This is a genomic window from Streptomyces sp. NPDC057249, from assembly GCF_042669245.1.
Classification (GTDB): Bacteria; Actinomycetota; Actinomycetes; order Streptomycetales; family Streptomycetaceae; genus Streptomyces.
On record NZ_JBHUXS010000028.1, the window covers coordinates 1 to 12,644 of the forward strand.

Consider the following 12,644-nt stretch of genomic DNA (forward strand, 5'->3'; position numbering starts at 1 on the left):
TGGTACTGCAGGGGGGACCCTGTGGGAGAGTAGGACGCCGCCGAACAATCATTGTGGGAAAGCCCCGTGCCGTTGGCACGGGGCTTTTCTGCGTTCACGGGCGGATCACATCGTCCGGGGACCGTCCCGGCGCCCGCGTTACAGGCGTCCCGCTGCTTTGACTGCCAGATAGGCATCGGCAAGTGCGGGCGCGAGAGCGTCGGGTGAGGCGTCCACAACGACTACACCGTGGTTCCTGAGTTTGTGCGCGGTGCGGTGACGTTGAGCCTGGGCCTCGACACCGGCGGCCGCCTCGTACATCGCGTCCACTGTTCCGCGCGCGTCGGCCATGTCCGCGATGCGCGGGTCACTCACCGCCGCGACCAGGACGGTGTGCCGCTGGGTGAGCTGGGGCAGCACGGGCAGCAGCCCTTCTTCGACAGGAGCCGCGTCAAGGCTCGTCAGAAGGACGACGAGCGAGTGCCGAGGGGCCTGTGCGATGGCGGCAGCCACGAGTCCTCGTGTGTCGGTCTCCACGAGTTCCGGTTCCAGTGGTGTCAGGGCATCGACCACGGCCGGCAGGACGTCCCCGGCTGCCCGGCCCCGGACCCTCGCCTTCGTACCGCGGCTGTAGGCGAGGAGACCGACACGATCGCCGGCGCGCGTGGCGAGCGCCGTCAGAAGCAAAGTCGCGTCCATCGCCGCGTCGAGGCGGGGCACGTCGCCGACCCGGCCCGCCGAGGTACGGCCGGTGTCGAGGACGACCAGGACATGCCGGTCGCGTTCCGGGCGCCAGGTCCGGACGGCGACCTTGGACTGGCGGGCGGTCGCCCGCCAGTCGATCGATCGGACATCGTCGCCGGGAACGTAGGCGCGCAGGCTGTCGAACTCCGTGCCCTCCCCACGCGTGAGGACGCTGGTACGACCGTCGAGTTCGCGCATCCTGGCGAGCCGCGAAGGGAGATGCTTGCGGCTTGTGAACGGCGGAAGGACGCGTACCGTCCACGGCACGCGGTGGCTGCCCTGGCGCGCGGCCAGACCCAGCGGCCCGTACGAGCGGACGGTGATCTGTGCGGCCTGACGGTCACCGCGACGGGTGGGGCGCAGAATCGTACGGATGAGCCTTCGCTCACCGGCCGGGACGGTCAGCTCGTGGCGGGAGGCGGCGGGCTCGGTGCCGGGCAGCCAGCTGCTCGGAGGCCAGGCGTCGCGGAGCTGTGCCCGCAGAGGGCGGCGGGAAGGGTTGACTACGGTGAGTTGTACTTCTGCCCGGTCGCCGAGTCGAACGGATGTATCACCGGATCGGGTGAACTGCAGCGATCGCACTGGCGCGGCCAGGGCATAGTCGCACAGAATTGCCAGTGAGAGCGGGCCGTCGACCGCGAGCATTCCCGTCCAGCTCGGGGCCACGACGGCTACGGGGAGTGATCCCAGAGCTGCTAGCAAGGCAGCACGTCCGGTGAGGGCCACGGTTCATCGCCTCACCGGGGTACGGGGACTTGGGCGAGCACAGCGGTGATGACGGAGTCGGGGGTGACCCCTTCCATCTGGGCTTCCGGGCGCAGTTGGATGCGGTGCCGGAGCGTCGGGAGGGCCAGGGCCTTCACATCGTCCGGGGTCACATAGTCGCGGCCGGTGAGCCAGGCCCAGGCTCGGGCGGTGGACAGCAGGGCGGTGGCTCCACGGGGGGAGACACCGAGAGAGACCGAGGGGGATTCACGCGTGGCACGACAGATATCGACGACGTAGCCGGTGATCTCGGGGGACACGGCCGTCTTGGCGACCGCGCCGCGGGCGGCTTCGAGATCGGCGGGTCCGGCGACCGGGCGGATGCCCGCGGCCTTCAGATCACGGGGGTCGAACCCGTCGGCATGGCGGGTCAGGACAGCGACCTCGTCCTCACGCGTGGGCAGCGGGACGGTCATCTTCAGTAGAAATCGGTCCAGCTGGGCTTCGGGGAGGGGGTACGTGCCTTCGTACTCGACGGGGTTCTGCGTCGCGGCTACGAGGAAGGGATCGGGCAACAGGCGGGGCGTGCCGTCGACGGTGACCTGTCGCTCTTCCATCGCCTCCAGCAGGGACGACTGTGTCTTGGGAGGCGTCCGGTTGATCTCGTCTGCGAGGAGGAGGTTGGTGAAGACGGGGCCGGGCTGGAAGGAGAACTCGGTCGTGCGCGCGTCGTAGACGAGGGACCCGGTGACATCGCTCGGCATCAGGTCGGGTGTGAACTGCACGCGTGTGGTGTCCAGTTCGAGCGATGCGGCGAGGGCTCGGACCAGCAGGGTCTTGGCCACACCGGGGACGCCTTCGAGGAGTACATGCCCTCGGCAGAGCAGGGCGACGACGAGCCCGGTGACGGCCGGGTCCTGACCGACCACGGCCTTGGCGATCTCGGAGCGCAGCGCCTCCAGGGCGGCGCGGGCTGCGTCGTCGGAGCCGGCTGGCCCGGCGGTTCCTACGGGCCCGGTGGGCGCGGGGGGTGGGGCGCTCATGAGGTTCGGACCTCTCTTTCGAGGGAGTCGAGTCGGTCTGCCAGAAGTACGAGCGCCCGGTCGTCGGCGGGGGCTGGGCCGAAAAGCAGGTCGCTGAGGTTGCCGTGAGCCGGACCGAGGCGTGCGGACAGGGCGGGGAGGAGGACTGCGGCAGAGTCAGCGTCCCCGGGGGAGACACCGGCGAGAGGTGCCAGTTTGGCGCGGGTCGCGTGGCGGAGTGACGCGGCAGCGCGGTCGCGGGCATTGGCCCTGCGGCTGAGCCTGGCCCGGCCCTCAGTGGACTCGGAGGCCCGGATGGCCACGGGCAGGCGTTCGGCGACGAGGGGGCCCAGGCGCCGGGCGCGCCAGACCGCTGCGAGCACGGCGGCGACGGCGAGTTGCAGTGTGCCCCACAGCCAGCCGGACGGGATCAGCTCGATGAGGCTGCTCCGGCCGCCCGTGGTGCCGTCACCACCGGCCGCGCTGCCGGTGGCGGAGGAATCGGTGAGCGAGGGGAGGTACCAGACCAGATGGGCGCGGGAACCGAGGAGTTGCAGGGCCAGGGACGCGTTTCCCTGGTGGTTGAGACGTTCGTTGTACAGGAAGTCGGGGGAGCCCAGCAGAACGGTGTCGCCGGCCGAGGGCCGGCGCAGGAGGAGCACGGAGGGAAGCCCCCCTGCGGGGTAGCAGGCCTCGGCATCGAGGCGCTGGGCGGCGTAGCGGATGCCGCCCGTCTCGACGGCTCCGGCTCTCCGGGCCGCGGGCGACGAGCAGTACGGGGGCCGTGCGACGACGGGGACGGCGGGCTTCGCGTGAACTCCGGGGGCCAGGGTGCCGAGCGAGGGGGAATCGGCACCGAGGAGCACGGTTCGGCCGGTCGTTGTCGCGGTCGCTTTGTGCAGCGCCCTTTGCTGGTGGGGCGTCAGCAGGTTGGGGGCGGTGACCAGGAGTGTCGTGTCGGGGCCTGTCGCGGACACGGCGTCCCGGAGCGTGGTGACGACACGGACGGATATGCCGTGTTCCTTGAGGAGTTCGGCGATGGCCCTGCTGCCGTAGCGATCCGTAGAGCGGGGGTCGAGGCGGCCGTGCTGGTCCCCGGAGCGGGCGGCCGCCAGGGCTATGGCAGCGACTACGAGCAGGAGGGCGGCGAGCAGCACTCCGCGGGAGCGGAGCCAGATCTGGTGCGGCGTGACGGAGATGGAGGTGGAAGAGGGGGACGGGGCGGTGGCCGGTGTCATGGGGATGCCCCCTCGCGGGCGTCGGCCGGTCGCGGGGTGGCGGTCTCGACGGCGCGGTCGAGGTCGAGCAGAGTCAGGTACGCCGCCCGGTCGGCGGAGCGGCCCCCGTATGTGACGTCGTCGAAGCCCCGGGCCGCCGCCCGTAGGCGTGCGTCGTACGCGGGAAGGGCGCGGCCCGCCTCTGCGGCTGCTTCGTCGGCGGTGCGTCCGGGGCGGGGCTCCAGCAGGGCCCGCTCCTCGAGCGAGCGGACGATGGCACGCATCCGTTCCTGGACGGCCTGGTTCCAGCGTCCGGCCGCCGCGTGGGTGTCGGCGGCGGCACGGTGGTCCGCGGCGCTGCGTGGACCGTGTGCGAAGAGTGCTTCGGTGGGCCTCCGACCGGGGCGCGGGACGCCCAGCCGCCACCGGAGCGCGGCCCCCAGACCGAGGACGGCCAGGAGGAGAACGATGAGGCCGGCTGGTCCGCCCGGTGCGGCGACGGAGGCCGCCGAGACGACATCGCCGAACCAGGTCCACAGGTGGTCCAGAGCGCGTTGGAGGGGGTGCGGATCGTTCTCGTGGTACGCGCCCTTGGACAGTTCGCGCCGGGCCGCCTCCCGGGCGGGGAGGCGGCCGGTCTCCACAGGGGCGCCGCCGCTCGCTCGTACCAGCAGCCGTGCTGCCGTACCGCCCGCCCCCGGCACGGTGTCAGTTCCTGGTGCCGAAGCCGGGCAGACCCGCTGCCCTGGCCAGATCGAGGTCGAGCGCTTCGCGGCGGATGCGCTGGTCCACGTAGAGAAGGGCCATGACTCCGGCGGAGAGCGGATACGTGAGGGTGGCGGCGATCACGTCACCGATGGCGGTGACGATCAGGAACGGCCAGCCGAACTCGGTGACTTCCCCGGAGACGAGGGAGCTCAGGGTGCCCTCGTCCACACCCACCGCGACGACGCCGAAGGGGATGCCGACCACCAGACCCACGATGAGTGTCAGCAGCCAGGTCAGGGCGAGGACGCCGAACGTCCGCCACCAGGCGCCGCGGACCAGCTTCGCGGAGCGCCGCATGGCGGCGGCTACCGGCTGCCGTTCCAGCATCAGCGCGGGGGCGGCCAGGCTGAATCGGACGGACAGCCAGAGGAAGACACCGGTCGCGGCGAGCAGCCCGAGGAATGCGAGGCCGACTCCCGCCGCGTCGCCGAGGAGGAACCCGGGGAGGATACCGGCGGTCATGATCGCACCGCCCATGACGGCGATCAGGAGGGTCAGGCCCAGCAGCGGGAGGAGCCTGGGACGGGCCTCGGCCCAGGCTTCGGACAGGCTGACCTGGCGGCCCAGCACCGAGCGGCTGATCACCACGGTGAGCACCGACGTGGTGAAGATCGTGGCCGGCATCGAGATGAGCAGGGGCGGGGCGAGGTCCAGAAGGCTGTACCGGAGCGATTCGGTGGCCTGGCGCAGCGCCTCGGAGCCGGTGGCGTTGCTGTCGACCGAGGGAGGGTCGGGCAGCAGGTTGCGCTGGACAAGGAGGATGGCGGCCTGGGCGATCACGGAGACCACGAGCGTGATGCCGAGGACCGTGCGCCAGTGGGCGCGCATGGTGGAGACGGTGCCGTCGAGGATCTCGCCGATGCCGAGCGGCCGGAGTGGGATGACGCCGGGCTTCGCCGCCGGCGGCGGGCCGCCCCAGCCGGCTCCGCCCGGTGGAGAGCCCCAGCCGGATCGCTGCGGCGGCGCGCCCCAGCCGGGGCCGGTGCTGGAACCAGGCCCTTGTGCCGGGGTGCCCCAGCCCCGGTCGGGCGGCGAGGCGGTGGGGCCGGTTCCGGTGGAGCTTGGAGGGGACCACTGGCCGGCGGGCGGCTGCTGGGCGGCCCAGGTTCCCGAGGGGGCGGTGTCGTCGGCCGGTTCGGAGGGGCGGGGGATGCCCGTTTCGAGGTGGTCCGGCTCCGGGGCGGCCGTTTCCTGGCCGTCTCTTCCCTCGCCGTCTCTTCCCTCGCCGTCTCGCTCCTGACCAGCCGCTTGCTGACCGGCCGCTTCTCGATGTGCCGTTTCCTGACCCGGCGCTTCGCGGTCGGCCGGCTCTCGGTGGTCCGTTTCGCGGCCGTTCGCTCGCTGGTCGTCGGAGGGGGCGGATCCGGGCGAGGCCCAGCCCGGAGTGTCGTTCATTGTCGCTCCTTCGCGGTCCTGTCCGCGCGTCGCGGCGTCAGGCTGGCAGCCATCGTGCCACGCGCCCATGCCGTCCGGGCCCGGCCCTGTGACCGGCTCGTGCCTTCAGGTTCGGGAGGGTCACCGGGCAGACTGGGCGGATGGCTGATCAGGACGTGCAAACGCCGGTGGGCAGCGAGCCCGCCGGGCTGCCCTCAATTCGCTGGGACGAACCTCCGGAAGGCCCCGTGCTGGTGCTCATCGACCAGAGGCGGCTGCCCGCGGAGGAGACGGAGCTGGTGTGCACCGATGTGCCGGCTCTGGTGGACGCGATCAGGACGCTCGCCGTGCGAGGGGCACCCCTGCTGGGGATCGCCGGAGCCTACGGGGTGGCTCTGGCCGCCGTGCGGGGCTATGACGTGGCGGAGGCCACCGGACTTCTGGAGCGGGCGCGGCCCACCGCTGTGAACCTGGGGTACGGCGTGCGCCGGGCCGCCGCGGCGTACTGGGCGGCGCTCGACAAGGGGACCGGTCAGGAGCGGGCCGGGGCGGCCGCGCTGGCGGAGGCCAGGGCGCTGCACCGCGAGGACGCCGAGGCCAGCGGGCGGATGGCCCGGCACGGGCTCGCCCTGCTGGACGAGCTGGTTCCGGGCGGGGGGCACCGGCTGCTGACCCACTGCAACACGGGGGCGCTCGTCTCCGGGGGCGAGGGCACCGCCTTCGCGGTGGCGCTCGGAGCCCACCGGGAGGGGCGGCTGAGGCGGCTGTGGGTGGACGAGACCCGTCCCCTGTTGCAGGGCGCCCGGTTGACCGCGTACGAGGCGGCGCGCAACGGCATGCCGTACAGCCTGCTCACGGACAACGCGGCGGGGTCGCTGTTCGCGGCGGGGGAGGTGGACGCCGTGCTGATCGGGGCGGACCGCATCGCCGCGGACGGGTCGGTGGCCAACAAGGTGGGGAGCTATCCGCTGGCGGTGCTCGCCAAGTACCACCACGTACCGTTCATCGTGGTCGCGCCGACGACGACCGTGGATCTGCTCACCGCGGACGGGACGTCCATCACCGTGGAACAGCGTTCCGGACGGGAGGTGACGGAGCTCATACTCCCGCCGCGCGGAGCGGGGGAGGAGGAGGCGGGCGGAGTGCCCGTCGCCCCGGTGGGGACTCAGTCGTACAACCCCGCCTTCGATGTCACGCCGCCGGAGCTGGTCACGGCGATCGTCACGGAAGAGGGCGTAATCTCGCCGGTCACGGGGGCCGGGCTGGCAGAGCTGTGTGCCAGATCATCGCAGGTAACGATTAGCTAATGGGATGATGTCGTTTATGAAGGGACGCGTCCTTGTCGTCGACGACGACACCGCACTGGCCGAGATGCTCGGCATTGTGCTGCGTGGTGAGGGTTTCGAGCCGTCGTTCGTAGCGGACGGCGACAAGGCACTTGCTGCATTTCGAGAAGCGAAGCCGGACCTGGTCCTGCTCGACCTCATGCTGCCCGGCAGGGACGGCATCGAGGTCTGCAGGCTGATCAGGGCCGAGTCGGGTGTGCCGATCGTCATGCTCACTGCCAAGAGCGACACGGTTGACGTGGTGGTGGGCCTGGAGTCCGGGGCCGACGACTACATCGTCAAGCCGTTCAAACCGAAGGAGTTGGTGGCCCGGATCAGGGCACGTCTGCGCAGGTCCGAAGAGCCGGCCCCGGAGCAGCTGACCATCGGGGACCTGGTCATAGACGTCGCCGGGCACTCGGTGAAGCGGGACGGGCAGTCCATCGCCCTGACGCCGCTGGAGTTCGACCTGCTGGTCGCGCTCGCCCGCAAGCCGTGGCAGGTCTTCACCCGTGAGGTGCTCCTGGAGCAGGTCTGGGGTTACCGGCACGCGGCGGACACCCGCCTGGTCAACGTGCATGTGCAGCGGCTGCGCTCCAAGGTCGAGAAGGACCCGGAGCGGCCGGAGATCGTGGTGACCGTCCGAGGCGTCGGTTACAAGGCCGGACCGAGCTGACATGTCCCTGGGTAGCACTGCTCCGAAGCCCGGGGAGCCGGGAGTCCGTGCGGAGCGGGCTGCCGGTTCAGGGCACACGTCGTCCCCCGTCGACCGTTTCCTGCAGGGCGGCCGGTTGTTCCAGGACCGGGCGCCCGGCGGGCCGGTGCCGCGACTGCTGATGCGCTGGGTGCGGCGCCCGCTGCTGCCCGTCGTCCGGCTGTGGCGGCGCAACCTCCAGCTGCGGGTCGTCGCGGGCACTCTGCTGATGTCGCTCGGAGTGGTGCTTCTGCTCGGCCTCGTCGTGATCGGGCAGGTGCGCAACGGCCTGCTCGACGCGAAGGGCAAGGCGGCCCAGACACAGGCCGCGGGCGGCTTCGCGGCCGCCCAGGAGAAGGCCAACGCGCCGCTCACCACCGTCGCCGGCCAGGGGGACGACGCGGCCGACGGCACGATCGAGAACAACTCCTGGCGCACCGAACTCCTCGACCAGCTCGCCAGTGGCGGCAAGAACGCCTTCAACGTGATGGCGCTCAGCGCCGACGAGGGGGCCCGCGCGCCCCGCGGTTCGGGGCACGTCAAGGCGGTGAGCATTCCGCAGAGCCTGCGGGACGCGGTGAACAAGGGCCCCGGGGCCTTCCAGACGTACTCGCTGATCCAGTACGAGAACGGGCAGGAGTCCCAGCCCGGCCTCATCGTCGGCAAGCGCCTCTACGACATCGACCGCGACCCGTACCAGCTGTACTACGTCTTCCCGCTCACGCAGGAGGAGAAGTCCCTGAACCTGGTCAAGGGCACGCTGGCGACCGCCGGCCTGTTCGTGGTGGTGCTGCTGGGCGCCATCGCCTGGTTCGTGGTGCGCCAGGTCGTCACGCCCGTGCGCATGGCCGCGGGCATCGCCGAACGGCTCTCCGCCGGCCGGCTCCAGGAACGGATGAAGGTCACCGGCGAGGACGACATCGCCCGGCTCGGCGAGGCCTTCAACAAGATGGCGCAGAACCTCCAGCTGAAGATCCAGCAGCTGGAGGAGCTGTCCCGGATGCAGCGGCGGTTCGTCTCGGACGTCTCGCACGAGCTGCGTACGCCCCTCACGACGGTACGGATGGCCGCCGACGTCATCCACGAGGCACGGGCCGACTTCGACCCCATCACAGCCCGGTCCGCCGAGCTGCTGGGCGACCAGCTCGACCGCTTCGAGTCATTGCTCTCCGACCTGCTGGAGATCAGCCGCTTCGACGCCGGCGCCGCCGCGCTGGAGGCCGAGCCGATAGACCTGCGGCAGGTGGTGCGCCGGGTGATCGGCGGCGCAGAACCGCTCGCCGAGCGCAAGGGCACCCGGATCCGGGTCGTCGGCGACGAGCAGCCGGTGATCGCCGAGGCCGACGCACGGCGCGTCGAACGGGTCCTGCGCAACCTCGTGGTCAACGCCGTCGAGCACGGCGAAGGGCGCGATGTGGTCGTGCGCCTGGGCGCGGCCGGCGGAGCGGTCGCCGTCGCCGTCCGGGACTACGGCGTGGGGCTGAAGCCCGGCGAGGCGACCCGGGTCTTCAACCGCTTCTGGCGGGCCGACCCGGCCCGGGCCCGGACCACCGGCGGCACCGGTCTGGGCCTCTCCATCGCGGTGGAGGACGCGCGGCTGCACGGCGGCTGGCTCCAGGCGTGGGGCGAGCCCGGCGGCGGTTCCCAGTTCCGGCTGACGTTGCCGCGCACGGCGGACGAGCCGCTGCGGGGCTCGCCGATACCGCTGGAGCCGGAGGACTCGCGGCGCAACCGGGAGAGCCGGGAGCGGGCCGAGGAGGCCCCCGTCACGGACACCTCCGCCACGGGCGGCGGGCACCGGCTGCTGGCCGTGCCCTCGCAGCACGCCGGTACCGGCCGCGCCCCGCTGCCGGTCCCGGGACGGGCCGCGGTGCCGGCCGGGACCGCACCCGCATCGGTGCATCCAGCGGCCCTGCCGGGCAGTGGGGCGCGCGTGGTGCCGCGCCCCTCGGAGGAACGGCAGGCCGGTCACAACGACTCTCCGGGGAGTGGACCGGGGCGGGAGGACACGATCCGTGAGGACTGACCGTCGTCAGGGCGGCCGTGGGCGTGTGGTGGGGGTGACCGTGCTGGTCGGGTGCGGCGCGCTCGTCCTGTCGGCGTGCGGCTCGATGCCCGTGTCCGGGGACATCAAGGCCGTCGACGCCTCGCAGCCCGGTGACTCCCAGGTGCAGGTGTACGCGGTCGCCCCACGGGACGGCGCCACCCCGAACGAGGTGGTGGACGGCTTCCTCGAGTCGATGACCAGCGACGACTCCGACTTCCGGATGACGCGCAAGTACCTGACCAAGGAGGCGTCGCGGCGGTGGAAGCCGAGCGCGGAGACCACCGTGCTGGCCAAGGCGCCCAATCGGAGCGACCGCCCCGTCCGCGACCACGACCGCAGCGCGAACGAGGTCAGCTTCACCCTGACCGGCGAGCAGGTGGCGACGGTCGACGCGCAGAACGCGTACCAGCCGCTCGCGCCGACCGACTACTCCCGCACGGTGCACCTGGTGCGGGAGAAGACGCCGGAGGGCAAGGAATGGCGCATCGACTCCGTGTCGGACGGCCTGGTGCTCGGGCAGTCCGACTTCAAGCGGCTGTACCGCTCGGTCAATAAGTACTACTTCGCGACGGGGCGGTCCGACGCGGACGCCACCCTCGTCGCCGACCCCGTCTACCTCCGCAACCGGACCGACCCCGCGACGGGGATGGACACGGTGACGCAGGCGGTCCGCAGCCTTCTGCGGGGCCCGACCGACTGGCTGCGGCCGGTCGTCGACTCGCGCTTCCCCAAGGGGACGGACCTCAGGAAGGGGGTCGCCTCGCTGACGCCGGACGACCGCAACGTCCTGAAGGTCCCGCTCAACAAGCACGCGGACGGGACCGGGCAGCGGGTCTGCCGGATGATGGCCTCGCAGGTCCTCTTCACCCTCCGGGACCTGACATCCGCGCGGGTCGAGCAGGTGGAGTTGCAGCGTTCCGACGGTTCGCCGCTGTGCGTGCTCGACGCGGACCAGGCCGAGGAGTACGCCCCCGACGCCTCCTCCGGCGGACCCGACAGCCAGTACTTCGTGGACGCCAAGGGCCGGGTCGAGCGCATCCCGGGCAGCACCAGGGGCAGCGGCGAGCCGGAACCGGTGGCCGGCCCCTTCGGCGACGGCGCGCTGAAGGTGAGCGCGGTCGGCGTGGCCCGGGACGAGCAGTCGGCGGCGGCGCTCTCCCAGCACCACGGGTCGCTCTACGTGGCCTCCATCGCGGTGGACGGCGAGCTCCCCGTACCGGCCGTGACGAGCAAGGGGGCCGACCCCGAGGACCGGCTGACGGCGCCCAGCTGGGACGGCCGGGGCGACCTCTGGGTCGCCGACCGCGACCCGGAGAACTCCAGGCTGCTGCGGCTTCCCCACGGCACGGGCAAGGCGCAGGAAGTGCCCGTGCCGAGCCTGGGCGGCAGCCGCATCGCCGCGCTGCGGCTCTCGTCGGACGGGGTGCGCATAGCGCTGCTGCTGACGAAGGACGGCCACACGACGCTGAAGATCGGCCGGATCGAGCGGCTCGGCCCGCAGGACGACGCCCAGGTGTCGGTGGTCGACCTGCGCCAGGCGGCGCCGCAGTTCGCCGACGTGACGGCGGTGTCCTGGTCCGGCCGCAGCCGCCTCGTGGTCGTCGGCAAGGAGCAGGGCGGCGTGCAGCAGGTGCGTTACGTGCAGGCGGACGGCTCGACGCCCTCCTCGGGCGTCCTGCCCGGGGTGAACCAGGTGCTGGCCATCGCCGCCGCCGACGACGAACAGCTGCCGCTGATGGCGGACACCTTCGGCGACGGGATAGTGAAGCTGCTCCCCGGGGACAGCTGGCAGACCGTCCTCAAGGAGGGCTCGGCGCTGGTCTACCCGGGCTGACGCACCGCCGCCCGGCCGGGGTTTTCCACAGGGGTGGCCCGCCGGCTCCGCGAGGAGCACAGTTGAGGTGTGCGGGGGTGGTGGCAGGAGATCAGCGGGCTCGTTCTTCCGGTGTCCTGCGGCGGCTGCGGCAGGGCGCGGACGGAGCTGTGCGAAGCGTGCGGCGCACAGGTGCACGGTGGCGCACCGCGCCGGGTGCGGCCCTCGCCGGAGCCGCCCGGGCTGCCCGTGGTGCACGCCGCCGCCGGGTACGAGGGCGCGGCGCGGGCGGTCCTGCTGGCCCACAAGGAGCGCGGCGTGCTCGCGATGGCGCGCCCCCTCGGGCGGGCCCTGGCGGGCGCGGTACGGGCCGGAGCGGGGCGGCATCCCGACGGGCGGCCACTGCTGCTCGTACCGGTGCCTTCCGCGCGCCGGGCCGTCGCGGCGCGCGGGCACGACCCCGCTCGCCGGATCGCCCTGGCGGCGGCCGTCCGGCTGCGGCGGACAGGCGTCCCGGCGACCGTCGCCGCGGTGCTGCGGCAGCGGCGGGCGGTGGCCGACCAGTCGGGTCTGACCGCGGCGGAGCGCCGGGCCAACCTGGCCGGTGCGCTGGACGTGGTGGCCGGAGGCGGGCGGCTGCTCTCCGCCGGACGGGTGGTGCTGGTGGACGACCTGCTCACCACGGGGGCCACGCTGGCCGAGGCGGCCCGGGCGCTCGACGCCGCGTGTGGGCGCACGGAGCCCGGCGTACGCGACGCGGCCGTGGTCGCGGCCTCCCCGCCGGCCTTCGACGCAGCATGTCCCGTCGGCCGCGAAATAAACCGGAACTGGAAATGAACTTGCATCGTTGCAGGTAGTGAGGGAGCGAAGAGACCTGAACGGAGGTACGTGCGAGTAGCGGGTGCCGACATCCGTCCGGGCAGGCTATGTTCGGTTGTGAGGAATGGTGAATGCCG

Annotated in this window: 10 protein-coding genes; 5 read left to right on the top strand and 5 right to left on the bottom strand. The window is 72.3% G+C overall.

The features are described 5' to 3' along the window. Positions 1–138: 138 nt before the first annotated feature. Genes ACFUJY_RS32910 through ACFUJY_RS32930 form a run of 5 tightly spaced genes read right to left on the bottom strand, consistent with a single transcriptional unit; the run spans position 139 to position 5,830 of the window. Positions 139–1,449, bottom strand: coding sequence for a DUF58 domain-containing protein (locus ACFUJY_RS32910; protein WP_383306452.1), 1,311 nt, complete (start codon positions 1,447–1,449; stop codon positions 139–141). 11 nt (positions 1,450–1,460) lie between these two features. Then, positions 1,461–2,471, bottom strand: coding sequence for an AAA family ATPase (locus ACFUJY_RS32915; RefSeq protein ID WP_383306454.1), 1,011 nt, complete (start codon positions 2,469–2,471; stop codon positions 1,461–1,463). Further along, positions 2,468–3,688 carry a DUF4350 domain-containing protein gene (locus ACFUJY_RS32920; RefSeq protein WP_383306456.1) on the bottom strand — a complete coding sequence of 407 codons (1,221 nt, stop codon included), beginning with the start codon at positions 3,686–3,688 and terminating at the stop codon, positions 2,468–2,470. The genes ACFUJY_RS32915 and ACFUJY_RS32920 overlap by 4 nt, the downstream gene beginning before the upstream one ends. Further along, on the bottom strand, positions 3,685–4,371 hold the full coding sequence (locus ACFUJY_RS32925; protein ID WP_383306458.1) for a DUF4129 domain-containing protein: 687 nt from the start codon (positions 4,369–4,371) through the stop codon (positions 3,685–3,687). The genes ACFUJY_RS32920 and ACFUJY_RS32925 overlap by 4 nt, the downstream gene beginning before the upstream one ends. A 4-nt stretch (positions 4,372–4,375) precedes the next feature. After that, a complete protein-coding gene (locus ACFUJY_RS32930) occupies positions 4,376–5,830 on the bottom strand; it encodes a glycerophosphoryl diester phosphodiesterase membrane domain-containing protein (protein WP_383306460.1) in 1,455 nt (484 codons plus the stop codon). Positions 5,831–5,970: 140 nt separating this feature from the next. On the opposite strand from ACFUJY_RS32930, the gene mtnA reads away from it, so the two are divergent. The 5 genes from mtnA (at position 5,971) to ACFUJY_RS32955 (ending at position 12,525) form a co-directional block, all read left to right on the top strand. Then, positions 5,971–7,116: an S-methyl-5-thioribose-1-phosphate isomerase gene (mtnA, locus tag ACFUJY_RS32935; protein WP_383306462.1), complete on the top strand. Its 1,146-nt coding sequence runs from the start codon at positions 5,971–5,973 to the stop codon at positions 7,114–7,116. A 4-nt stretch (positions 7,117–7,120) separates the two neighbouring features. Continuing rightward, entirely contained in the window at positions 7,121–7,810 is a 690-nt protein-coding gene (mtrA, locus tag ACFUJY_RS32940; RefSeq protein ID WP_005316841.1) for a two-component system response regulator MtrA, read from the top strand. Position 7,811: 1 nt separating this feature from the next. Then, a complete protein-coding gene (gene mtrB / locus ACFUJY_RS32945; RefSeq protein WP_383306465.1) occupies positions 7,812–9,854 on the top strand; it encodes an MtrAB system histidine kinase MtrB in 2,043 nt (680 codons plus the stop codon). 85 nt (positions 9,855–9,939) lie between these two features. Further along, positions 9,940–11,709 (top strand): LpqB family beta-propeller domain-containing protein, encoded by a 1,770-nt coding sequence (locus ACFUJY_RS32950; protein ID WP_383306533.1) that lies wholly within the window; start codon positions 9,940–9,942, stop codon positions 11,707–11,709. 69 nt (positions 11,710–11,778) lie between these two features. Continuing rightward, entirely contained in the window at positions 11,779–12,525 is a 747-nt protein-coding gene (locus ACFUJY_RS32955) for a ComF family protein (protein WP_383306467.1), read from the top strand. The last annotated feature ends 119 nt before the right edge of the window (positions 12,526–12,644 follow it).